Below are 25,818 nucleotides of genomic sequence, written 5' to 3' on the forward strand. Positions count from 1 at the left end.
ATATGTTTGAATCTGAAATATCACTATAGATCTTTTCATAAAATAGATAGTTGTATTTCATGAGAAAAGATGTTAGCCGCCAAAACAACATATTTTTTTCCCAACACAAAAGCTAACTCAAAAAAACAAAAGAGATGTTTTTTACCAAAGTTCGAAATAAATAATTAATATGAGTAGACTGCAAACAATAGAAAATCGACTGAAAGAAATTAACGGAACTGTCTTTCAAGAACTTTGCGATAGTTATTTAACTATTAGAAATAATAATTACTTAGCTATTTCTAGGACAGGCAGTCAAATAGGGAAACAAAAGACAACAAAAGGAACCCCTGATACATTCTTCCAATTACCTAACGGAAATTTTTTGTACTCTGAAATAACAACTGATACAAGTACAAAAAACAAGCTTGCCAATGATATAGAAGCTTGTTTTGATCCAATCAAGACAAAAATTCCTGTTGAAAAAATTCAAGAAATCATTCTTTGTTTCAATTGGAACATAGACCAAAATCAAATAACTGAATTAAATACACTTGCTCAGGCCTATAAAGCTGATATTAAAATTCGTTATTTGATGCTACAAGAACTAGCTTTAGAACTTCACTTGAATCATAGAGATTTAGCTCATCATTATTTAGGACTACCTTTAGATACTGGTCAAATAGTTTCAATAGAAAACTTCATCAAGGAGTATGATAGAGCTTCAAAAGGTATTGCAACGCCATTAAACAACACATTTTTACATAGAGAAACAGAACTCGAAGAATTAAATAATGCAATAGATAGTCACGACTTTATAATTCTTACAGGATCGCCAGGAGTTGGAAAAACAAAGTTAGCACTTGAAGCTATAAATAATTATTTATCAAAAAACGATCCTTTTCAGGCTTACTGTGTTTCTTACAAAAGTCATACTCTACTTGACGATTTGTACCAATATTTTGACGTAGACAAGAATTATATACTTTTTGTGGATGATGCAAACAGAATTGATGCATTTGAACAAATAACAGGTTTTTTCAAAGCCAATAGAAAGGGAAAACTTAAGATAATAATTACAGTTAGGGATTATGCGTTTCAAGAAATTGGTAGAAAATGTCAAGAATTTTCAACTCAACGAATAGACTTGTATAAACTATCAGATGAACAAATTATTGACATAATAAAAGCTGAACCATTTGAAATATTAAACCCTGATTACCACAAAGAAATAGTTAGAATTTCTGATGGAAATCCAAGATTAGCTATAATGACATCATTTTTAGCTAAACAAGAACAAAATTTATATGCCCTTCATAATGTATCTGATTTATTTGAAAAGTATTTTTCAACTTTCATCAAAGATGATGGCGAGTTTGAAAAACCATTAAACATAAAATGTCTTGGACTAATTGCTTTTTTTTATACCATTCCATATAAAAATAGAGAAGTAACGGAATTAATTTTAAAAGAGTTCGATGTTTCATATAATGATTTTATTGATATAATTGATACTCTCGACAAATTAGAGTTGGTGGAAATTCAATTTGAGCACGTGAAAGTGCCAGAGCAAAATCTTGCGACTTTTTTCTTTTATAAGGCATTTATCAAAGATAATTTACTTTCATTCAGTAATCTCTTAAACAACTACTTTGAGAATTATAAACATAGATTTACAGATACTATAATTCCTGCCAATAATACTTTCGGCCCACAAAATGTAATGGACAAAATTAAACCTGACTTGGTAAATTATTGGCAACACATTAGTTCTGATAGCAATAAATCTTTTGATTTTCTCAATTCATTTTGGTTTTATTTACAAGACCAAACTTTAGAGTTTACATATCAGCAAATAGAAACATTTCCAAAAGCAGAAGAAACTATATATGATACTTTTTATAAAACAAATCAGTTCAATTATAACAAAGATGAAATCATTGAATTACTAGGGAATTTTTTTCGTCTTAATAGTAAGAATTTAAAGGATTCAATTGAATTGTTATTTGAGTATGTATCACGTAAATCAGATAAATTACCCGAATTAATACATAAAATTAGAGAATTGTTGATTTTTGATAGAGATGATGAATACACCAACTTTTATAGACAAAGAACTCTTTTTGACATTCTAATAAAAGGTGTTGAAAATAATGATGAGTTACTTTCTATATCCTTTTACGAACTTGCTAAGACTTTTCTTTCTCATGAATTTCAGCAATTTAAGGGAGGAAGAAATAATAGTTTTGTTCACTATCAATATCCCATTCCAAACAATAAGACTATTCAGGAATTCCGAACTAAAATTTGGAATACTTTAGAAAGTAGTTTTGACTCTCGACCAGGTTTGGCTTTTAGTCTTTTAAAAAATTATTCAAGAATTCATCCAGATGTTAATAAAGAGATTATGTTATTCGATATTCCATTTGTAGTTAATATAATTGATAAACATTTAATTAATGAAAATTTTGAACATTGTAAATATGTTCAAAACCAAATAAGATGGTTTAGAAGAAACGATTTAGATTTACCTGAATTTTCAAATTTAACAAACAAATTTGTTAATGGAACATATTTAGCTTTTTTGAAAATTGATTGGGGCAGATTTAGAGATAAGGAAATGTATGAATTTGAAGATTTTCGTGAATATGACCGATTAAAAGAGGCGGACATAAGAAGTTCATTCATTTTATCCTGCGAGGACGAAATCAACGATTTTTATAATACTTTCATTTTACTTAAGAATTCAACAGAAAATAATTGGAGTTATAATAATGCACTAGATTTTGTTATTGATGAAAATTGCTCAAAAGACCTAAAAATAGGCCTATTTTTGTTAAAAAAAGTAATTGAAAATGATAATCAAGTTAACTATGTTCCAAGAGTTACCTTTAGAAATCATTTGAAAGTTAAAGATTCTGTAAATCAAATTTGGGAACTTATTCAGAAATCACAATTTGAAAATAAAGAGCTTTGGGAATTATCATTTTATGATTATATAGATGATCCTTTAATTACTAATGAACTAGCCGATTCATTAATTAATACAATTTCAAAAATGAATAAACCCAATACAATTCATTTTGACAGTCTTGTTCGATTTTTAAAAGTTAGACCAAACCTATTTCAGTTAATTTTAAAATTAATTACTGAAAAGAACGAGAGGGAAGGTTCAAGATTACAAGTTTGGATGGATTTGTTCAGTAAACATTTTGAAAATCTTGGAGAAGATTTTGAATTGATTAAAAAGGCTTATATCCAACAAAATCTTATTCAACATCATTTTGATTATCAAGGACAAGGATTTTTGCAAATATTAAGAGTTGATAAAAATTTCTTAATTGAGTTTGTTGAAAGCCTATATTCTTCCACTGAAAGACATAGCCTCAGTGGCGACCATAGTAATATGAGTTATGTATGGAATATAGATAATATAGAAGATACGCTTATCCAAGTATTTGACTTAGTTATTGAGAAAGATTTATACTTTGGTATTTTGGAGCATTACTGCAATGTTTTCTTTACAAATCTTAAAGAAGAACATACATTGAGAGCAGATAATTTCATTAGACAATATGTAATCAATAATAATAACAATTACAAAAAGATGCAAATTGTTGTTGATCTAATCAGACACACAAGAAAAGAATTGTTTGAAGAAATTTTTCTATTATTCATATCATTAAATCAAGATAAAGGAACTTTTAGCAGGTTAATGTGGAGAGGAAATGGCGGAATTTATTCTGGAGATGTAATTATTGGAGACATTCAAGCTTCAGAATGGAGAAACTTATTGGAAATCACAAATAAATCAGATGTGGGAATAAAGTTGATTCCTATAAAAACCTATATAAATGAACAAATTGAATCGTGCTTAAGAAGTGGAGATAGGGAAAGACAAAGAAAGTTTTTGAGCAATAATTATTAAAATGGTATTGCAGAAAAGCTATATGTATTTCCAATTTATAACGCCTGACAAACTATTAAAAAAGTGAGCATCCTTATTTATAAAACATATGGTATAAAGAGGCTAACCCTCTTTCTCCGCTGAAAAGCCCGATAACACTCGTTATCGGGCTTTTTTTATGTGCTGGTGTACCTCATCCTTTTAAAAATACGCATAAAGAATTATTTCGTTTATAGCACCCATAGAGTAATTGTTTTATCCTCAATCTCATTACTTGGTCTATGTTATTATCTCTAATCTGTACCATCTCTTTAATGAGGGAGCACAATACCTTTGCTTTAGATAATAAATACTAAACACATGGTTTGCCAACACAATTATCTATAAACTAGGTGTATGGTTTACTTACTTAATAATACTCATAATGAAAATACTGTCTTTTGCTCCGTGGTCTATTTTTATAAGTTTTCTACTTTTTATGCATCCAACAGCGATTTGGGCTAACAATATGGAGCCTTTAAAGTTTAGGGTTAACAACCAAGATATCTTTATTGTTATCGCTCTGATTCTAATAGTGCTACTGAGTGCTTTTTTTAGATCATTATATTTAAAGGCATCTTATCTTGATAAGTTGTATAATTTAAACAAAGAATTAGATTCAAATTTAGTAAAGATATCTATCACAAGCCTTACAAAACGTCAAATCCGTGTTTTATTAAAAAGTACAAAGTTAAAATACCTGATCGGGTTTATTTTCTTTATTTCTGCATCAAATCTTTTTGCACAGAGTAATATCAAAACAACAGAACCATCTCTTTTAACAGAGCCAGGGATTATCATTATTTTGATTCTAATCGCAATTCCTATTCTATTGGGCGTAGTAATTATGCTTATTAAAATTTCCAATATTATTAGTGTGCAAAAAAATAAGCTAGAGGATCAGCATACAAAACAATTTAAAGAATATTTAGAGCATTTGTCTGAAGAGGAGTCAGACTCTTTAAAAAAACGAGAGATTGCCCTAGGGTTTTCATTGACCAATAAAGAACTCTCAGGAGAAAGTTTAATTCAAGATCAAAAGGGATTGATTTCGTTGTCAAAGACTGAACTAGCACCCGTTGTTGCTAATAAGAAAAGAAACTCTGTCAAGGTAGATATAGATTCAGGTTTGGCTAAACTTATTTTATGGTTTTTAGGAACAGCTAGCTTTTGGTTAATTGTAGGTACTACTATTGGAGAGTATTTAGGGATTAAATTTATAGCACCAGATATAGATCATAGTAGTTGGCTTAGCTTTGGAAGACTAAGACCGGTTCATACTAATGCTGTATTCTGGGGATGGGCTTCTTTAGGGATGATTGGATTGGGGTATTATATCGTACCTAGAGTTAGTAATACAAACTTGGTCAATATTAAATGGGGATGGTATTCACTTGTTTTAATTAATGCTTCCGTTTTTATCGGGTCTATTAGTTTAATGGCTGGTGTAAACAATGGAGGAGGAGAGTATAGAGAGTATATATGGCCTATTATGTTATTGTTTGCTTTAGGGTTGTACTTTACGCTTAGATGCTATTTAAAGACTATAGCCAATAGAACGGATAAGGATATTTATATCTCTAATTGGTATATCGTTGCTGCTGTTATCTTTATTACTATAGTAGCTGTTGTTGGATATTTACCTTTTTGGCAAGATGGTTTAGGAGAGACAATCGTGCAGGGGTATTATATGCATCAAGCAGTAGGGATGTGGTTTATGCTTTTTACTCTAGGGATAGTATATTACTTTCTGCCACAACAACTTAATAAACCAATATATTCATACAGTTTAGGAATATTAGCTTTTTGGAGCCAGATATTGTTTTATACATTAATTGGAACCCATCACTTTGTTTTTAGTGCTATACCATGGTGGTTACAGACTGTTGCTATTGTAGCTAGTGTTGGAATGGTTATTCCTGTAGTAGCGGGTACAACTAATTTTTTCTTAACCTTTAAAGGAGTCTGGTATAAAATCAAGGATAGTTACACCATTCCGTTTTTTGTAATAGGTATTATGTTCTATTTTACGGGTTCTTTGCAAGGTACAGCAGAATCCTTTCGATTTACAAATCTGCTTTGGCACTTTACAGACTTTACAGTGGCTCACTCTCATCTGACGATGTATGGAATTATCACTTTTCTTTTATGGGGATCTATATATGCATTAGTACCACAAATAACGGGTAAAGAAGCGCCACAGATTACAATCGGAGCTCATTTTTGGTTAGCCTTAATAGGATTGTTGTTTTATTCAATCCCTTTAATGTACGGGGGAACATTAAGAGGCTTAATGTGGATGGAAGACTCTGCCTTTATAGAGAGTGTCAAGTTTATGATGCCTTATTGGCTATGGAGAGCTATTGGAGGAAGTCTAATGTGGTTATCTCATTTATTCTTTGTCTATAATTTTTATAAGATGATTCAAAAAGACGAATCCGGTTCTTTAGATAGGGTAGACTTAACCTTTGAGAAACTAGCTGATGATAGCGTAGATAATGACAAAATATTTAATAATTAGTAGACATGGATATATTTAGCAACCATAAAAAACTTTATGTAATAGCAACTATTTTATTTTTGATTCTAACACTATTTGTAGCTATTCTACCAGCCCTAGATAATCAGTCTAAAATACATCCTTTACCTGATGCGATCCCTCTAACACAATCAGAGAAAAGAGGAAAAGATATATTTATAGCTAATGGATGTGTAGCTTGTCATAGTCAGCAAGTTAGAAATGTAGAAATGGATAGAAAATGGGGGAGTAGACCTTCTATATCTGCAGATTATGCGGGTAATAAAAGAGTTGATTTTTGGACTAATACTGCTACGCTGATGGGAACAGAAAGAACAGGTCCTGATCTTATAGATATAGGTACACGTCAACCTAGTCTAGACTGGCATTTAGTTCATCTTTATAATCCTCGTATTGTCGTTAAAGAATCCATTATGCCTTCGTATTCTTTTCTGTTTACATCTAAAGAGCATCCTGATAAAGAGGATGTTGTAGTCAGTGTACCAGAAACATTCTTAAGGGATAAAAAATTAAAGATTGTAGCTACTCAAGACGCTTTAGATTTAGTTGCATATCTACAAGCTTTAAAGCAGACTCCATTGCCTGGAACGATTATGACTCCTGAGTTTTTATATCCTAAAGAACAAGATGTAACGCAAGGAGTAACTACAGGACAGACTAAAACGGCTTTGGATGGTAAAAACCTTTATATGAATAATTGTGCAGCCTGTCATCAGGCCAATGGAGAAGGACTCTCTGGTGCGTTTCCTCCTTTAAAAAACAGTGCTATTGTTACTGGAGATAACCTCCAACTATTTGTCGATATTATAATGAATGGATATGATGCTAGAGAGGAGTATGGAGTAATGCCTGCAGTAGGTACTAATGCGAATTGGACGGAGGAAGAAGTTACTGCAATAGTTAACTACGAGCGCAATAATTGGGGAAATAAAGCTCCCTTGGTAACAGTAGAAGAAGTAAAACAGATCATGGATTATATCAACCAAATAAAGGATAAATAATGAAAGTAAATTGTAAAAGGATTCTTACTATAATAGGACTATTACTTGCCAATGTAATCTATGCTTGTCCTGTTTGTGAACGCAATCAACCTAAATTACTAAAAGGAGTTGTACATGGTGTAGGACCTGATAGTAAATGGGATTACACTATTATAGTGGTGATTGCTATTCTGGTTTTAGCTACGTTAATCTTCTCTATTAAATGGTTAGTAAAACCAGGAGAAGAATCTAAAGAACACATTAAAAGAACTGTATTAAACGACCTATTAGATGGAGCAGAGAAGTAGAGTATTCATTTTTATTGATGATGAACATCAACCTATTGCAGAGCTCGAAACACCTGTAAATTTCGAACTCAATACGCATAAATTAGTGGATGGGGATCATACCTTAAAAATTGTAAGTAAAGATCACACTGGAAAAGAGGGGATTAGAATTATTCCGTTTACAGTAAAGAATGGCCCGGCTATAGATATAGAAGGAATAAAGGAAAAGGCTGTGGTAGATGGTTTATTGTCTATACGCATTAATGCTTATGGAAAAGGTGATCAAAAGACTTTTTTAGTTGTAGGTAGTGAAACTCCTCAGAGTATTCCCTTTTGGGTATGGACAACCATTATTGTAATCTTTGCTTGGGGGATGTATTATCTTGTGCGTTATTTATAAAGTGTAAGCCACAATAAGCGTCATTAGGAACTGGATCACCTATCATAGGTAGAGACAATATTAAAAGAAGGAATAAAAATGCTGAATTAGAAAAACACAATAGAGTTAGGAATGTAGCTCTTGATTTTAACCCAGATTAAGCGATAGACATATAAACGAAAAGTAATTATACAAAATAGCTCTGAATTCAAGAAAAAAGCATACTGTAGTATGGTTTTAGAAGAAATGAAAGAGATATGAAGTAGAATTGCTTTGCAGTATTTGGCTAATGCTTAATCTGGGTTAAACATTCTGCAATGATTTTTATTCCTTTTTCTAAATCTTCTTTAGTTAATCTACCGAAGCTAATTCTTAATCCGTTACTAGAGTGGTCTAGGTAATACTCATTAGGGTTTACTATATCAACGCCTTTGCTGGTTAATAAAGCACAGAAATTCTTAAAATCTATAGTCCTATTGAGTTTAATCCAAAAAGCAAGTCCTCCTTCTGGCAAGGTGAAATGGGTGGATTGGTCTAAATAATGCTTTAATAAGCTATAGGTGTAATCTCTTTTCTCTTTGTAATGAATTGTTGCTTTTTTGATATGTTTTTTAATAATTCCTTCTTTGATTAACTCTAGTATAGCTAGCTCCATTATTCTATCACCTTGAATATCAATTATCTTTCTTAGTTTACTTACTTTCTTTATTAAAGAGGTCTTACTAGTCACTAAGTAACCTATTCTAAGAGAAGGAGCGACTACCTTACTTAAAGTTCCTATGTATATATAATTTTCTAGGTTAATATGGCTACAAAGGGGTAAAATGGGTCTTGTATTATAATGAAATTCATTATCATAGTCATCTTCAATGACAGTAAACCCGTATTGGTTAGAAAGTTCGATTATTTCTAATCTTCTTTTAAGACTAAGGGTAACTGTTGTTGGAAATTGATGATGAGGGGTTAGGTAAATGGCTTTAATTCTTTTATTCGTTTTTAGCTGTTCTATAATCTCACTAGTCACTATTCCTTGGTCATCTACATGAATAGGAATAAGATTAGCACCAGCATGTTTAAAAGCTTCCCAAGCAGAATTATACCCAGGGTTTTCTACTAGTATATAGTCTCCTTTAGTCAAGAGGGAATGAGCGATCATAAAGATAGCCATCTGTCCTCCACGTGTAATACAAATGTTTTTTTCGGCTACATTCATCCCTCTTTGATGATTGAGCATATTAGCAATATGAGTAATGAATTTAGAATCGCCTAGTTCACTTCCATATCCCATCATTTGCCATTTAGCACTTCTATTAAAGATTTGTCTATAAGCGCGTGCCAGTTCTGCTATTGGAACTATTTTACTATCAGGATAGCCATTGTCAAAGACAATATTATTGTTCAGTAATAGGTCTGTTTCTTGTCTTTCTAATAAAGGCTCTATTGATTTTACAGGACTATCTTGCGAAATAGTATGAGCTACAAAAATTCCTTTCCTTTCTACCGATACCAGCCATTGTTCGGTAATTAAGATAGTCAGTGCGCGTACTACGGTGTTTCTATTGACATTTAGTAGAGTAGAGAGTGTACGCGTACTAGGTAGTAAATCTCCTTTTTTTAGCCTTCCTTTCTTGATGTCATCAATGATGGCGTCAGCTATTTGTAAATACAAAGCTTTATTAGATGTATTCTCTAATCTAATTTCTAATTTCCATAATCTCTTCATCTGGATTACTTGATATAGTTAACTCTTATAAAATGCAATACTCCAAATGTAGTAAATTAAACTTTATAAAGAGTTGTAAAAACAGCTTTAAGCTAGAGAACTCTGATTATATTATTACAATTGATTTAAGTGTGTAGTAATCAGATGAGCAGTTTGTTTGGGGTGAGAAATAAGTCCTCCATGACCTGCGCCTTGAATAGTCTGTAATTCTATTGAATTAACTTTCTGTTTTATTGTTTTTGCAACAGCTGTATATACTAAGATAGAATCTGATCCTGTAATAAGTGTTATTTTACCATTAAATTGATTAAGGTTTTCTGGTTTTATATTTAACCTTTCAGGATCATTAGCTTGATCAAGCCAAGTAGTGTAACTAGCTGTCATTGTATTTCTGGCTCTTTGATCAAAAACAGAATACCAACTACCTTTTCCAAAGGCTACTTTTTCAATAAAATTAAAGGTTCCCTGTTCAATGTGTCCTTGTTCAAGTAAAGTTTTACTTTTTTGCATTTCATTCTGTACCTCTGATAGAATTTGTTTGTATTCAGTTTGTCCTTTAAGCATCCCAAAAATAGGAGGTTCATATAAAACAATACTCTCAACTCTATCAGCGTGATTATTGGCTAGTTCAATTGTGATATTTGCTCCATAAGAATGTCCTATAAAATGAGCTTTCTTAATCTGTAAAGCATCGAGTAGGGAAACGGCATCTTGGACATCCATTGATATTGTACCTTGTTCTTTATCTGGAGAAGAAGCACTATGTCCTCTTCTATCATATAAAATGATGGGATTAGTAGTAGTTTTAATTAACTCTTCTGCCACTGGTAACCAAGAATTATGATCATCCCATGAACCGTGTATAAATACAATAGGTATACCTTGCCCTTTTTTATAGCGTATAGCTAAATCAATATCATTAGTATTGATAATATAAAGAGGGGTATTTTCAATTGTAAAATATTCTAGTTCTATTTTTGAAGGTGTTTGTGCAAATACTTCAATTAAAGATAATTGAAATAGTAATAAGAATATTATCCCTGTTTTTTTATATGAAAACTGTTTCATGTCTATTTAGTTTAATAAGGTTAAATGTACTTAAAATGATTTGAGATAAAAAAACATAACTAAGTAATGGCACTGTTTTTAGGAATAAAAAATATTAAACTCTTTAATTGTTAAAAGGATCAATCTGGATGCCTAAGAATAAAAAATCTGTCTCCAAATTATTAGGCTACTAACTGTTATTTTTGCTTTTTAAATTTAATAAGACACTAGTTTATAGGCTTTTTAATCTAGATTATAAACTAGTAATCATAGCTAAACTAATTTATACAACTATGCACAACAACAACAGCATTTTATTTGAATTAATCAAAAGAGAAGAAAGAAGACAAAGGGAGGGCTTAGAATTAATTGCTTCAGAGAACTTTGTTAGCGAGGATGTTTTAAGGGCCAATGGATCTATATTAACTAATAAGTATGCAGAAGGATATCCTGATAAACGATATTATGGAGGGTGTGAATATGTTGACTTTGTAGAGAATATGGCTATTGCATCTTTAAAAGAGATTTATGGCGCAGAATATGCTAATGTTCAACCACATTCTGGATCACAAGCTAATGTTGCTGTTTTTTCAGTTTGCTTAAAACCTGGAGATAAAATATTAGGATTTGACCTAACGCATGGAGGGCACTTGACTCATGGTTCTTCTGTGAATTTTTCAGGCAGATTATATGTTCCTTCATTCTATGGAGTAGATCAAGAAACAGGGGTACTTAATTATGATAAAATTGAAGAGATAGCTATCAAAGAAAAGCCTAAGATGATTATAGCTGGTGGAAGTGCATATTCTAGAGATATTAATTATAGTCGTTTTAGGGAAATAGCGGATAAGGTAGGAGCTATATTATTAGCAGATATGGCACATCCTGCAGGGTTAATAGCCAAAGGATTATTAAGTAATCCTATACCGCATTGTCACATTGTTACAACAACAACACATAAAACATTGCGAGGTCCACGAGGAGGAGTTATTTTAATGGGAAAAGATTTTGAAAATCCCTTTGGATATAAGACCTTAAAAGGAGAGCTAAGAATGATGTCTAGTCTTCTAGATGCATCTGTATTTCCTGGTAATCAAGGTGGTCCACTAATGCATACTATTGCAGCCAAAGCGGTGGCTTTTAATGAAGTATTGACAGATGATTTTAAGGTATATGCTAATCAGATTCAAAAAAACATGAAAGTAATGGCAGATGCTTTTTTGTTGCGCGGATATAATATTGTCTCTGGAGGAACGGATAACCATTTGGTATTAATTGATTTAAGAAATAAAGATATATCTGGTAAGGAGGCTGAAAGTATTTTAGAACACGCTGGGATTACAGTGAATAAGAATATGGTTCCTTATGATGATAAATCGAATTTCATTACTTCTGGTATTAGGGTGGGAGCTGCGGCAGTAACTACCAGAGGGTTAAAAGAAGCAGATATGAAAAAAATAGTTCACTTTATTGATGAAGTATTAATATATAAAGATAATGCAACGAAACATAAACAGATAAAGCAAGAAATTCAAAATATGATGAAAGATTATCCTATGTTTTCTAGATAATATTAGATATAATAGCAGTCATTGTTTATCAATATAGAATCATTAATTCTAGAGATCGTGTGTTGTGAGTAGAAAATGTAGTCTCTATATTTAACTTTAACTATGCTATAAATGGAATACCTCGTGTGCAACTTCTCACGAGGTATTGCATTTATTGATGTTTGATAAAATGATCTTTCAGAATATGAATAGCTTGAAGGATTTCTTTCTCGTTTAAAGAAGCAAATCCAAATCTAAAAGCATTCTCTTCTTTACTAATATGTTTAATCCTTAATTTGGATAGGTTTTGTATTGCTGATATTGGATATTGTTTATCTACTTTTATCCATACTGCCATCCCTCCTGTAGGCAAAGTGTAAGAAATATACTTGTTCAGTTCCTTTTTTAATAGTTGATCTAATAACTCTAGTCTTTCCTGATAAAACTTTTTAGCTTTTTTAAAATACCTTGTAAATTCTCCTTCTTTAATCAAGCTAGCTAAAGAGTTTTGCATATACGCATCATTTCCTACATCAATTGTTTTTCTTAGTTCAACACATTGTTGAATGAAGTTTTTTGGAGCGACCATAAAACCTATACGAATGGATGGTCCTAATATTTTAGAAAATGAACCGATGTAAATAACATTACCATTATGCCCGCCACTAGCTAATGGAAGGTATGGAGGAGTTGTATAGTGATAATCAAAGTCATAATCATCTTCTATGATAGCGAAGTGATATTGCTTAGAAAGTTCTAAGAGGTGCACACGTCTGTCAACACTTAAAGTGACAGTAGTAGGGTAGTGATGATGAGAAATAACATAAACAGCTGTTATTGTTGTTGTTTTACAAAGTGACTCTAGTTCGTCTGTTTTTAGTCCTTTTTCATCTATTCCTATTTCTAACACTTTCGCTCCAGTATTGCTGAATGTTTGACTAGCTTTTGGGTAATTAGGCTTAGCTACAACAATTTTTACCTTTTTATTGAGTAATAATTGTGCTGAAAGATAAATACTCATTTGTGCTCCATGAGTAATAAGAATATTCTCTTTAGAGAAAATAAGCCCTCTAGTTTCGGATAGGTAATTGACAAGTTGTTCTCTTAGAGCGAGGGTTCCCTGTGGGTTTTCAAGATTAGCATTTTTAATTGAATAGGTTCTTGTAACATAAGAACGATAGGTCTTTAATAATGCACTTATTGGAGAAAGCCTAATATCTGGAAAACCATCATCGATAATAATATCTGGAATAACTGTGTTTTCTTCTACAGAGTAATCTACATCATGATATTGATTAAATGGTAAATTAAAGTCAATATCATAGGAGTGTATACTAGAGAACTCTTCCCACTTTGACGCTTTGAGATTAGGAATGGACTCTGATATAGTTGCTCTTTTTCGAGGTGACATAGAAATCCAGTCTTGTGTATACAGTTCTTCGTAAGCTGCAATTATAGTTTTTCTGTGAAGGTTTAAAGAGTCTGCTAAATCTCTACTTCCTGGGAGTTGATCTCCTGCTTTTAGGTATCCATTTTTTATTGCATTGATAATTGATATAGCAATTTGTCTATAGATAGGCATTTTGCTTTTTTTATCGATACGAATGATATGTTCTATTGGGTACATATGAACTATAAGTTGATTTATAACGGATGCATAAATATAGAGTAAATAACGAGAAAGAATTGTTGTTTTTGTTGAATAATCGGTAAGGGAAAAAATGTCTTTTTCTTACCGATTATTCAACTCTAATGTTGGCCAATAAGACAACTTATTATTTTTATATCAATTAGTGTCTAATGTAATTTTAGCTTTTGGAGTTAGTTAGATGTAATTGAAGAAAACCATTTGTTATTTTATGAGTTACAATGTCAAATTTAGTGTTTAGTTTATCATACACTCCTAAAAGATCACCATTCCCTATAATGATTGGGTTGATATTAAAGTAAATATCAGTTACGAGTTCTTTCTCTATAAAGGCGTTGTAAGTACCCGTTCCACCACCAATAGCTAGTTCTGTAATTCCTTTTGTAGCCATATAGGTTATCGCTTCTTCAGGACTATTAACAAAGGTATAACCTTCTATAGAGGAATGTGTATTATTAGAGAGTACAATTATTTCTATCCCCATAAAAAGATCTTTAACCTTTTGAGGTGACTTTTGAAAGTTTTGAAAAGTTTTCATGCCAATAACTAAGTTTCCAATCTGATGTGCAAGTTCAAGGTAGAAACTTAAGGCCTCTGGAGGCAATTGGTAAGCAGGGTTGTCTGATAGAAATATTCTTCCATTGATAGAAATATTTGCGATTAAGGATACTTTCATTTGATTGTTTTTTAGAATTTCAACAAATCTAAGACGTGCTTCCTTTATATTTGCTATGACTTACCTCAAGGATAGTAACTAAAACAATGGCAACAAGAAAAAGCGATACAGTATCTAAACAAACAATTTTGGCACTAAGAGATGCTATTGAATTACTTAGTGGCAAGTGGAAATTTTGTATTCTTAATCATCTACGTACTAATGGGGTAATGCGATTTAAAGACTTGCAAGAACACGCAAAGGGAATTTCTCCTAAGGTATTGTCTAAAGAACTGCAGGAGTTGGAGGATAATTTACTAATTACTAGAACGGTTAATTCAACCAAACCAATTACAGTATCTTATAGTCTTACTGAGCACGCTCTAGAGAGTTATCCTGTTTTAGAATCTTTAATAGAGTTTGGCCAAAAGCATAGAGATAAAATTAAAGATAAATAGTGTAAGTAATGTGATTAACGATACATTAAATAGTGAAGGATAAAGGTACTTGTCATCAAAAGGAGGGAGGTACTTCTTTTTTGAAGATTTAAAAATATGTGTGAATATGGCTGTATTTATAACCCTTGATAATGTTTATAAACTATATGATCTTGATGCGGCAAGGAAGATAGATGGTATTGTTGTTTTTCATCAATACAGTAAGACAAATCAAAACTATAAGAAACATAGTCGTCTATTTGAAGGACTGTTGTTAGGTGTTGTATTAAAAGGATCAATGAAAGCTCAGATACACTTTTCTGAGTATGAAGTCAAAGAGGGAGATGTCGCTGTTATACCTCCACAGGTTATGATAGAGACAAAGTCTTTAAGTGAAGATGCAGAAATAGTAACTATTGGTCTTTCATTGGATTTTATTTCAACTTTTCCCTTATTAAGAGAATTTGTAATGAATGAGCAGATTCGTTGGCAACCGATTATAAGATTAGATCCAGAAGAGCTTCCTTTACAACAGGAGTTAATCAGGCTTATTGAGAAAGTATACAATAAGGAGCAAAGCTCTAATAAAATAGAAATGCTCAAACATCTTGTTATGGCATTGATTAATTTGATTATCGAAAAGTATCAGGATGTGCCTAATACTAAAAACCGAACGAAGAATCGAACACACGAAATCATCGATAACTTTTACTCTTTGGTATCTACATATGCTCACAAGCAACGAAATGTACAGTTTTATGCAGATAAACTACATTTAAGTACACAGTATCTCTCGTCGTTTCTAAAACAGAATACGGGTAAATCTACTTTGCAATGGATTGACCATGTACTCATATTACATGCTAAAACACTGCTTAAATCATCAAGTTTATCAATAAAAGAGATTAGCAATGAATTAGAGTTCACAGACACTAGCGTGTTCTGTAGATACTTTAAACGAAATACAGGAATGTCTCCTAAGTTATATCGAGAGGAAGAGTAATATCAAGAGCTTAGAAATAGTACTTAAAACCTCTTAAATCGTCAATAACCCGTTTTGTCACTCTGTTTACTTTTACCACATGAAAAAAACAGATAAAAAAGCAGCAGTAGGGTTTATATTTATTACCCTATTGCTAGATATAACAGGATGGGGTATCATACTTCCTGTCGTTCCGAAACTGATTGGTGAGCTTATTCAAGGTGATATTAGTGAAGCCGCTAAGTACGGTGGATGGCTTGGTTTCGCCTATGCATTTACACAGTTTGTGTTTTCACCTTTAGTAGGTAATCTTAGTGATAAGTATGGTAGACGACCTATTTTACTGATTTCTCTTTTTGGTTTTTCGATAGATTATATCTTATTAGCTCTCGCACCTTCTATAGGATGGTTATTTGTAGGTCGTATTATAGCAGGACTGACAGGAGCTAGTATTTCTACGGCAAGTGCATACATTGCTGATATATCCACTGATGAGAACAGAACAAAGAACTTCGGGGTAATAGGAGCTGCTTTTGGTTTAGGGTTTATAATAGGGCCTGTTTTAGGAGGTTTATTAGGACATTATGGAGCGCGAGTGCCTTTTTATGTAGCAGCTGTATTATGTCTTCTGAATTTCCTTTACGGGTATTTTATGCTTCCAGAGAGCCTAGATAAGAGTAAGAGAAGGTCATTTGAGTGGAAACGTGCTAATCCGATTGGTTCTTTTCAGTTTTTATTTAAACATCCTAAAATTTCTAATCTAGTATTCGCTTTAGTTCTTGTCTATATTGGGTTACATGCAGTTCAGAGTAATTGGCATTTCTTTACGATGTATAAGTTTAGTTGGACAGAAAGGCTAGTGGGTATCTCATTAGGGATATTAGGATTGTTAATTGGATTGGTACAAGGAGTATTGATTAGATGGAGTGCGCCTAAATTAGGAGAGCAAAAAAGTATCTATTTAGGGCTTTTATTTTATGCATTAGGACTATTATTGTTTGCTTTTGCAAATCAAGGATGGATGATGTTAGTCTTTTTAATACCGTATTCTTTAGGGGGTATTTGTGGTCCTTCTCTTCAGTCTATAATTAGTAAAAGTGTACCTTCTGATCAACAAGGTGAATTACAAGGAGCCTTAACAAGTTTAGTGAGTGTTACTTCTATAATAGGTCCACCTGTTATGACTAACTTATTCTATTATTTCACTCACGAGAGTGCACCTTTTGAGTTTTCGGGAGCTCCATTTTTATTGGCGTCGCTATTGATGTTTATCAGTGCAGTGTTTATCTATTATAGTTTTAAAAAATAAGCGTGGGGTATTGTGAAAAATATTTTAGATAGTAATCATGATTTTAAGACAATTTAATAATAAGCAGCCCAAGCAATACACTGACTACTAGGATACCACTTATGATAAGTACTCCTTGTCCTATATGCTTCATATATCTTTTTCCATCAAAGGTGAAGTCTTGAGGATGAATACTAAACTCTTTAAATATAGAAGGGTCTATTTTTAAATCAGGTCTAAAGCGAACAATACCTTCTATAAACTTTGCTCTTAACGCTCTTGCATTTTTGATTTGATATACGCTCCCAACATCTGCGCCGTCAAATACAACTTCAGTTTGAACGCCGTCTATTCCTACAGCTAGCCTCCATGTCTTATTTACAGGTACTAAGTATACGTCATAGTACTCTGAACGGTAAGAATGCCCTAATTGATCATAAAGAATTTCAGCAGTACTTCCATCTTTTTTAGAAAAGTGGATACCTTGATCATCTATTTTTATATTTCTTATGGCTACAGCCATTTTACTTTTTATATAACGATAAAAGCGATATAATACTATAGCCCATATAGGGTAGTAGAATAGACCTATAATGACCAATGTCTTGATCTGCGTTGATACCAATAAGGGCAACAAAGCCAGTAAGATAAATAAGCTCACTAACAGCGCACCTCCAGAAATATTGAAGATCCAAGTAAGTAGTACATTATCCTTAGAGTATAGTGGTAAAAAATCTTTTTGACAATTCTTTTGCATTCGTCGAATATACAAAAAAAGCATAAAAGGAGACTTTTTGAAGTGCTTTTTGTTGAATAATTTAAGTGGTCAGTAGTAATAACTATTGGATAAATTCCTCGGATTATTTCAGTGATAACTATTCCTAAGTATATAAGAGAGAAGAATTACTTTTTGTTAGATAAAATCTCTTTTGATTGTATACAAGAATATAATAACGAGAGGATAGTTATTTTAATAATGATAAAATTATGCTAATAAAAAAAGTTGTATATATTTGATGTTTAAATGTTTTATATTTATTTGATTAAATAAGTGTGTTTATTTCTTATTTTATAAGAATTTTGTATTTAAAAATAGGTGCAATAAAAAAGAGTGGGTGATTAGAAAAAAAGAACTAATGAATAAGCTAGGTTTAGAAGAAAAACGAAATATTAGACAAGAAAGAAACTTTTCAGAATCCTATAGGTATAGGATTGAAGAAGTAAATATGGTTCAAAAAATCTACTCTGATATGAGAGGTCGTAAAATGATTTTGAAAAGCACATTATTGTTCTTTCTTTTTTTATCACCTTTCTTTTTGTTTTCACAAACTAAAATAAAAGGACAAGTTCTAACTACAGACAGTAATTCTATTGAATTTGCAACAGTATTATTACTAACTAAAGAGGGGAAGCTATTAAAATCCGATATTTCTGATGAGAATGGATTCTTTCAAATAGAAGAAGAACAAGGGGAATACCTATTTAAAATAGCCTATTTAGGAAATGAACTTTTTGAAAAAGAAATTAACATAAAAGAGAATGTTGATTTAGGAGTGATTAGAATCGACTATGGAACTGAATTGAAAGAAATAATGATAGAGTCGAAGCTTAAAATGAAAAAGAACTTCGATAAATATGAAGTGACCAATATTTCTAATTCAATATTAGCTAAAAATAAATCAACATTAGAGTTTCTAAATACTGTTCCTATTGTAAATGTTGCTCCAGATGGTAAATCAGTTAAAATTAAAAATAGCAAGAGCGTATCGATTCTGATCAATGGTCGAAATGTAGGAGGGAATGATGTTGCGTTGAGTATGTTACAGTCTATCCCTGCAGTAGATATAAAGAAAATTGAAGTGATAGAGAATCCTGGGAGTAGTTATAGGGCTGGTGATAATGGAATCATCAATGTGATTGTAAACAAAACAAAGGAACAGCCTTTTAAAGTAGTTTTAAATGCTAAGTCTACACAATCATTCTATAATACACAAGACGGTTCAGCATACCTTGCTTTCTCTAAAAATAAATGGGCAGTCACTTCTGGAGTCAAATTAGAAAATTCTAAAAATAAAGCATATAGATATGATTCTTATATTGACTTTAAAAGTAATGACGAAACTCAAATAGAAAATAATGCTATTACAAAAGGAACAAATTATACTCCTTATGTAAATATTGATTACACTCTTAGCAAAAATCAGACTATAGGTATGAGTTTTAGCTCTAGGTTCAGTAATAACGAAACCAATAGAGACATTGTTAGTTCTTATTACAATGTAACAAACAACCAATTAGATTCCTTGAATATTGCAAAAAATAAAGATAAAATAAGTAATTATCATGTAGTATATTATAATTTGAATCATAAGATTGTATTAGATACTTTAGATAGTAATATAAGTTCAGATTTTAACTATTATAATTCTAGGAATAATAGAGATATGTTTAATACGTTCTCTTACGCGAATGACATAGAAAAGAGGTTTCTACAAAATCCTGACAATACTACTGAGTTAATAGAGTTTAAGACAGATTATGAGAAAAACTTCAAAGATAGTAGTAAGCTGACTACGGGGATTAATTATTCTAAGAGTAATATTCAAAGTGACAATTTTTTTGGGAATTACAATGGTGTTGAATATGTATCTGATGATAGGCAAACTAATGTGTTTAAATATAAAGAAGACTACTTTGCTTTATTCGCGAATTACCGTAAGTTGTTTTCAGAATCTTTTGGTTTGCTTATTGGTTTGCGCTACGAATATTTATCAGCAAAAGGTACTTTAAAATCAGATTCTGAAACTGTAAAAATAAGTAATTCAAACTTGTTTCCATCTTTAGCCCTTTTGTATGGAATAAATGACGAGCACCAATTGACTCTAAATTTTGCTAGTTCTATAACTCGTACTCCTTATAGCAATCTCAATCCGTTTATATATATAAACTCACCGAATTCAATTAGGGTGAATAACCCTTACCTTAAAAATACTAAAAAATCATTTGTAGGCTTGACTTATACCTTTTTTGATGATTATAATTTAGAATTAGGTTATGCGAAGACCCATAATCTATTTAATAATTTTGATGCTGTAATTGATAATGTCATTGTGAATACGATAGATAATTTTGGAAACGGAGACGGGTATGGAGGTAATTTCTATTTTAATAAGAATCTCTTTAAGAACCATTGGAGTTTTTCGTTTAGTATGTCTTTAGAGATGTATAAAGTTAGAGGAGAGTATAATAATATTCCAGTAAAAATTGACAATACAAACTTTTATTTCAACATTAAAAACAACCTGTTTTTTGACAAGAAAAAGAACACTGTTTTAACCTTAACTTACGGTTATGACAATGGCTTCGAGGATATATTCGGTAAAGTGAATGCTCAACACTCTCTTAACCTTGATTTAGGAAGATCGTTTAATGATTTTTACGTAAGTATCGGAGCGTATGACTTATTGAAGCCAGATACTAATATGAGGTTTAGTAATTCTGCTTATAGCTTTAATAAAAAGCAAGAATATTTTAAGAGCTATTTTATAAGTATGAGATATACATTAGGTAATAAGAGAATAAAGAATGTAATTTCAAAAGAACAAAATGAACGATTAAATTAATAATAGAAGATAGTCTAGGTATTGATTAATTTATATTGAGACTTGAGATAAGATGATATTTATATGAAAGAAGCTGCTTCAATAGATCTATTGAAGCAGCTTCTTTATATATTCACTTTCCTACACAAAATAGAGTAGAGGTAGATGGTATTCTCCTTGTGTATAGTACATTATTCTTAGATTAAAATATTTTCATATCACCATCTTTTATCCACTGTTTCTTTTTCATGATATAGTAGATTAGGTATGATAAAATCATAGGTAATATAATCTGTAAACCTAGTATAGCCAATATAATATAGGAAGTAGAGTAGGCCTCTTTCATGGTATTAAAGGTTCCTATCTGACCGACTAATCCACAGCTTCCCATACCTGATTCTAATGCCGTATTTTGCATATCAAAGAACAAAATAGCTATTGGACCTAAAATAGCAGAGGCTAAGGTTGGTGGAATCCATATCTTCCAATTCTTATAAATATTAGGGACTTGTAACATACTAGTACCGATACCCTGTGCTAGTACGCCCTTTATACCATTATCTCTATAACTGATGGTTGCAAAACCTATCATTTGAGCACAGCAACCTATGGTCGCTGCTCCTGCTGCCAGCCCATCTAGTTGTAACATGAGACATAAAGCAGCTGAAGAGATTGGTAAGGTTAGAACCATACCCACTACCACAGCGATAACCATACCCATGATTAGAGGGTTAGCCTCTGTAGAAAAGATGATAACCTGCCCAATCCATTGCATCAACTGATTAACACTAGGGCCAATCCATTGTGCTAAAGCTACTCCTACTAAAACCGTGACTATTGGTGTTATCACTATATCTATCCTTGTTTCACCTGCTACAGCTTTCCCGATTTCTACCGCAATAATAGTCGCGATAAACACACCTAATGGGCCTCCTAATTGATACGCTGCTACACCTACCACTGCAGATGAGAATAACACTAGCTGTGGCGCTCTTAAGCTATAGGCAACGGCTAATGCGATTACAGGGCCTGTCGCCTGGTTCGCAAATGGCCAAACGACCTCCTTTAAAAACGAAATACCAAATTCTTCTCCTATCGTCTTTAGAATAGTTCCTACTAGTAGAGTAGCGAATAACCCGTAGGCCATAGCCCCCATAGCATCGATAAAGTATCGTTTGCTTGAAATCTGTATATCTTTTCTTTGAAGAAATTGTTTCATTAAGTCTTTAATTTAATAAAGTACCTATTATAAGGTACTATAATCGATGCGAAAGTATTAATAATTATAGTAGTAATGTTAATGTTATTCTTAAATTAGTGTCTTCATTAACAAATTAAAGAAATGAATATTTTCAATACTTCTATTAAATCAATATTATTGCTATTCATCTTCCTTTTTCCTTCTTTTATAACGGCTCAGTCACCCGTTATACTAGATAAGATTACATCATTAGATAGTTATAAGAAACTGTATGAAACGAATACTTTTGATCATAATAACAGTTACTTTAAGTCTAATGATAAAGGGCAGTGGAATAATATACCTATTAAGGAGGTATATTTTTATGAAGATTATTTAATGTGTTCTATTGATACTTCAGTTAAAAATACAACTACTAAATTAATTGACTATTTAGAAAAAGTATATCCAAATAACTTAACAGTTGAGGAAATGTATTATGAGCTTATTTATAAGGTTGCTACTCGTAACTTTACTATTGAGCTTACAGTAAAAGCAAAAACGAAAGAAGAAATAACGGAGGATACCAAGGGAAGAATGCAAATCACTTTCTCAAGAGTAGTTGATAACCCTATTGCTAATTTATCAGATGAATTAATGATAAATAAAGAGGGGCTTATTTGTCAGTTGTATGTAAACTGTAATAATGTTGTACCTAGTGTTTTAGTAAATGGTATCCCTATATTGTCAAAAAACGAGAAAGATAAGTATTCGTGTTATGAAACTATTGTACTTAACCCATATATCCTAAATCCAGAGACACCTATTGACTTGTCCTTTGCCTTCACACCTGGTATTGATGATAAAGGTAATATCATGACGCATATTCCTAAAAAATCAAATGCTAGTGTAGCTATCGAATATGTCAATAGAAAAGGTGATATTATAGAAACTATAGATCTGTTTAATAATCAAGTTTATCTAATAGATACCATTGTAGAAAATCGCCAAATACAATACCATCATTATTATGGTACAAATGATTATACAAAGAAAGATATTAGATTTAATCATCAACTAAAACCTTTAGTAGATTATAAAGTTACAGGATGGTCTAAGGGAAAAAACCTTCGCAAAGAAAAGAATCTCGAAAAGCGAATCAAACAGTTCTATGCAGAGTACGCAGCCCTGATATTAGATAAAAATCTTAATCAGATTACCCAACTACTATATGATTCGTTCTTAGAAAAATATACGTATAACTATAATAGTACTGAACAAAAATCATATCATGACTATGACAATATGGAATATATGCTAGAACAATCTTTGAAGGTTGTAACCGCACAACAAACCAAACTGCATATCAGTAATGATGGAAAATTAGCTTACTTAGAAGCGCTAGATAAAACTTCATATTTAAAAGCAGTTGGTCTAAGTTATATAGAGAATATATCCTTTATGTTTTACATAGATCAGAATACAGACGAATTAAAAATTATCCGATGAAAACATACCTAAATATATGTATACTTTTTTTAATCACGCAGGTAGCAACAGCACAAGTTGATATAAAAAAGTATAAGGCTACTGCTACCAATCAAGAGTATATTGATTTACTTAAAAGTGATTTAGAAGACCTTAATCGGTTTGTAAGATTATTTAGCAAAAGCAATGATAAACCAAGTAAACCTACTGTAGTCGCTCCCTTAAAACTAGCTTTTAATCAACAGGAGTATGATGCTAATATCGATCTATTAATCCAAGCTAATATTCAGTTTATAGATTTTATAGCAGGAGACGCTGTGACAATACAACTTATAAAAGACCCTGCCATCTATAAGTCTCTAGATGATATTAAGGCTCCTGTCTATGTAGAAAAGGTGTATTATTACGATGGTACAACACAGAATATGGAGGTGAAGAAGGATGTGAATACACATTTCACTACTGAGCTAGGACTTACTAAGGCTGTAGATAAGATAGATATTAGGATTCCTTTTTCTACCATGAAAAAACTAGATAGTATCGTACTTCCTGCTACAGTTCATCAAAAAGTGAAATATGATGGAGTAGATATAGAGGTAGTGGAAGTATCAGATAAAAGTGTACTGCTTAAGACTTCCTCTAATCAATTAGAGTTTGATGATATTCAAGCAATCTTAAAAGATAAAAGACGTGTAAAGAGCTATAGATCTCAGCGATCTGGTATGCATCCAGATCAGTTTGATCTTTTTTTACAGCTATGTATAAAGAAAATTGGAGAGATTCTAGTACTTTCTGAAGCGAATATCAATATGGAACATTCTCAATTTAAAAAGGATATAGGTGCTAAAATGGACGCATTAGAGAAGCAATTATCAACTGATTATAAAAAATCAGTGCAGGTTACTTATCTATATTATGAGTTTGGAGAGCCTATAGATAAAATAGTTCTTTATAAGGGGAGTGAAACTTATCAAAGAGATATAACCATGACATTGAGTAATAGTATGCCTAGTGCTCGCTTTATTGACTATAAAGATGATAAAACATTGATATACAATAAAGATCTAAAACTAGTAAAAGAATTTTTAGGCACTTATACTTTTATTAATGATTGTTATTTTAGAACAAACAGACAATACTTTTATTTGAATGATAAATTAGAGATGCACCCCCTTACTTATTATAAAGTGGATAATCTAGTCAATAAGTTTATAGTTATAAAAGAGGATGATGAATCTCCATGGGAATTAGTAGATCCAACGAATAAAAAAATAATGAAAGTAGATAACTACGAAATGAATAGTAAGTATGATTTTACTTTAATCGAAGCAAATAATACATATTATTTACTAAATAAGAACACCCTAGCACCACAGAAAATCGATAACGTAGATAAAGTTCGAACTGCTGAAAAAGGATATTTCGTTGTAGAGAAGAATAATAAATTTGGTTTTATGAATACAGAGGGAAAGATTGTTGTACCTATTCAATATGATGATGTACATGCTTTTGACGATATGACTGATTTATTGCCAAGTGATTTATTATTTGCTGTCAAGCAGAATGAGAAGTGGGGCTTTGTAGATATACATAATAAGACTGTTATTCCATTTATGTATGATGATGTTAAAGGACCTTTTTCTTATGGAATAGCACCTGTATACTTAAATGATGCTTTAGGATTAATTAATTTAAAAAATGAGAAAGTATCTAAGTTTATGGACAGAAATTATTTTGGTTCTAGTAATTTTGGTAAGAGAACGATGGGCTTAAGTGACGGTACTTATAATCATAAAGGAGAGAAAGAAAAGAAATAAGGAACAGTATTCGATAGATATTATACTTCCGTAAGTTATTAGAGACACCCCTCCATTGATAGAAATCAATGGAGGGGTGTCTGTTTAGTGTAATGTGGTTTTATATATTATCTCTTAATTTTCACTATTAGGTAGCTATCTTTTTTTAGACTATTGATGAGAACTTTTTTTCGGTTTTCTGTTGCTTTGCTTGAGGATTGCTAGGGGTATTCTTGCAGGTTTCTTCGACAAAACAGCCTTCTAGGCAAGGAAACCCCAAGGAAACTGCAAGCAAACTCCTAGAAAGTGCAA

The 25,818-nt window shown here is 31.7% G+C and carries 18 protein-coding genes; 12 read left to right on the top strand and 6 right to left on the bottom strand.

Translation table 11 applies throughout. The features are described from left to right. Nucleotides 1-169: 169 nt before the first annotated feature. From AABL87_RS11115 to AABL87_RS11135, 5 genes are all read left to right on the top strand, one after another. On the top strand, nt 170-3,907 hold the full coding sequence (locus tag AABL87_RS11115) for an nSTAND3 domain-containing NTPase (RefSeq protein WP_341277343.1): 3,738 nt from the start codon (nt 170-172) through the stop codon (nt 3,905-3,907). 403 nt (nt 3,908-4,310) lie between these two features. Beyond that, nucleotides 4,311-6,446: a cbb3-type cytochrome c oxidase subunit I gene (locus AABL87_RS11120; protein ID WP_341277344.1), complete on the top strand. Its 2,136-nt coding sequence runs from the start codon at nt 4,311-4,313 to the stop codon at nt 6,444-6,446. Nucleotides 6,447-6,451: 5 nt separating this feature from the next. Beyond that, nucleotides 6,452-7,465: a cbb3-type cytochrome c oxidase subunit II gene (locus AABL87_RS11125; protein ID WP_341277345.1), complete on the top strand. Its 1,014-nt coding sequence runs from the start codon at nt 6,452-6,454 to the stop codon at nt 7,463-7,465. Continuing rightward, entirely contained in the window at nt 7,465-7,752 is a 288-nt protein-coding gene (locus AABL87_RS11130; RefSeq protein WP_006260114.1) for a hypothetical protein, read from the top strand. The genes AABL87_RS11125 and AABL87_RS11130 overlap by 1 nt, the downstream gene beginning before the upstream one ends. Further along, complete coding sequence (locus AABL87_RS11135; RefSeq protein ID WP_286417631.1) at nt 7,736-8,131, top strand: cytochrome C; 396 nt, start codon at nt 7,736-7,738, stop codon at nt 8,129-8,131. The genes AABL87_RS11130 and AABL87_RS11135 overlap by 17 nt, the downstream gene beginning before the upstream one ends. A 265-nt stretch (nt 8,132-8,396) precedes the next feature. On the opposite strand, the gene pdxR is transcribed toward AABL87_RS11135, so the two are convergent. Continuing rightward, the gene (pdxR, locus tag AABL87_RS11140) at nt 8,397-9,833 is read right to left on the bottom strand and encodes a MocR-like pyridoxine biosynthesis transcription factor PdxR (RefSeq protein ID WP_006263680.1); all 1,437 of its coding nucleotides are present in this window, start codon (nt 9,831-9,833) and stop codon (nt 8,397-8,399) included. A gap of 114 nt (nt 9,834-9,947) precedes the next feature. Next, on the bottom strand, nt 9,948-10,901 hold the full coding sequence (locus tag AABL87_RS11145; RefSeq protein ID WP_341277346.1) for an alpha/beta fold hydrolase: 954 nt from the start codon (nt 10,899-10,901) through the stop codon (nt 9,948-9,950). A gap of 272 nt (nt 10,902-11,173) precedes the next feature. Here AABL87_RS11145 and glyA point away from each other — a divergent pair, with 272 nt between their 5' ends. Continuing rightward, the gene (gene glyA, locus AABL87_RS11150) at nt 11,174-12,451 is read left to right on the top strand and encodes a serine hydroxymethyltransferase (RefSeq protein ID WP_341277347.1); all 1,278 of its coding nucleotides are present in this window, start codon (nt 11,174-11,176) and stop codon (nt 12,449-12,451) included. A 151-nt stretch (nt 12,452-12,602) separates the two neighbouring features. On the opposite strand, the gene AABL87_RS11155 is transcribed toward glyA, so the two are convergent. Together AABL87_RS11155 and AABL87_RS11160 are read right to left on the bottom strand one after the other, a co-directional pair. Next, the gene (locus tag AABL87_RS11155) at nt 12,603-14,057 is read right to left on the bottom strand and encodes an aminotransferase-like domain-containing protein (RefSeq protein WP_341277348.1); all 1,455 of its coding nucleotides are present in this window, start codon (nt 14,055-14,057) and stop codon (nt 12,603-12,605) included. Between the two features lie 181 nt (nt 14,058-14,238). Then, on the bottom strand, nt 14,239-14,754 hold the full coding sequence (locus tag AABL87_RS11160) for a dihydrofolate reductase family protein (protein ID WP_341277349.1): 516 nt from the start codon (nt 14,752-14,754) through the stop codon (nt 14,239-14,241). Nucleotides 14,755-14,840: 86 nt separating this feature from the next. Here AABL87_RS11160 and AABL87_RS11165 point away from each other — a divergent pair, with 86 nt between their 5' ends. From AABL87_RS11165 to AABL87_RS11175, 3 genes are all read left to right on the top strand, one after another. Next, entirely contained in the window at nt 14,841-15,191 is a 351-nt protein-coding gene (locus tag AABL87_RS11165) for a winged helix-turn-helix transcriptional regulator (RefSeq protein WP_006263675.1), read from the top strand. Nucleotides 15,192-15,297: 106 nt separating this feature from the next. Then, entirely contained in the window at nt 15,298-16,173 is an 876-nt protein-coding gene (locus AABL87_RS11170) for an AraC family transcriptional regulator (protein WP_341277350.1), read from the top strand. Between the two features lie 79 nt (nt 16,174-16,252). Further along, nucleotides 16,253-17,461 (top strand): TCR/Tet family MFS transporter, encoded by a 1,209-nt coding sequence (locus AABL87_RS11175; protein ID WP_006263673.1) that lies wholly within the window; start codon nt 16,253-16,255, stop codon nt 17,459-17,461. Between the two features lie 43 nt (nt 17,462-17,504). Here AABL87_RS11175 and AABL87_RS11180 read toward each other — a convergent pair whose 3' ends face one another. Next, a complete protein-coding gene (locus AABL87_RS11180; RefSeq protein WP_244154041.1) occupies nt 17,505-18,197 on the bottom strand; it encodes a hypothetical protein in 693 nt (230 codons plus the stop codon). 379 nt (nt 18,198-18,576) lie between these two features. Between AABL87_RS11180 and AABL87_RS11185 the strand changes: the two genes are divergently transcribed. Further along, nucleotides 18,577-21,063 carry an outer membrane beta-barrel family protein gene (locus AABL87_RS11185; RefSeq protein ID WP_016649337.1) on the top strand — a complete coding sequence of 829 codons (2,487 nt, stop codon included), beginning with the start codon at nt 18,577-18,579 and terminating at the stop codon, nt 21,061-21,063. A gap of 181 nt (nt 21,064-21,244) precedes the next feature. On the opposite strand, the gene AABL87_RS11190 is transcribed toward AABL87_RS11185, so the two are convergent. Then, nucleotides 21,245-22,261, bottom strand: coding sequence for a PTS transporter subunit IIC (locus AABL87_RS11190; protein ID WP_006263671.1), 1,017 nt, complete (start codon nt 22,259-22,261; stop codon nt 21,245-21,247). A 123-nt stretch (nt 22,262-22,384) separates the two neighbouring features. On the opposite strand from AABL87_RS11190, the gene AABL87_RS11195 reads away from it, so the two are divergent. Beyond that, nucleotides 22,385-23,731, top strand: coding sequence for a hypothetical protein (locus tag AABL87_RS11195; RefSeq protein ID WP_341277351.1), 1,347 nt, complete (start codon nt 22,385-22,387; stop codon nt 23,729-23,731). Then, nucleotides 23,728-25,527: a WG repeat-containing protein gene (locus tag AABL87_RS11200; protein ID WP_341277352.1), complete on the top strand. Its 1,800-nt coding sequence runs from the start codon at nt 23,728-23,730 to the stop codon at nt 25,525-25,527. The genes AABL87_RS11195 and AABL87_RS11200 overlap by 4 nt, the downstream gene beginning before the upstream one ends. The last annotated feature ends 291 nt before the right edge of the window (nt 25,528-25,818 follow it).

The sequence above is a fragment of the Myroides sp. C4067 genome (assembly GCF_038039665.1).
GTDB lineage: Bacteria > Bacteroidota > Bacteroidia > Flavobacteriales > Flavobacteriaceae > Flavobacterium > Flavobacterium odoratimimum.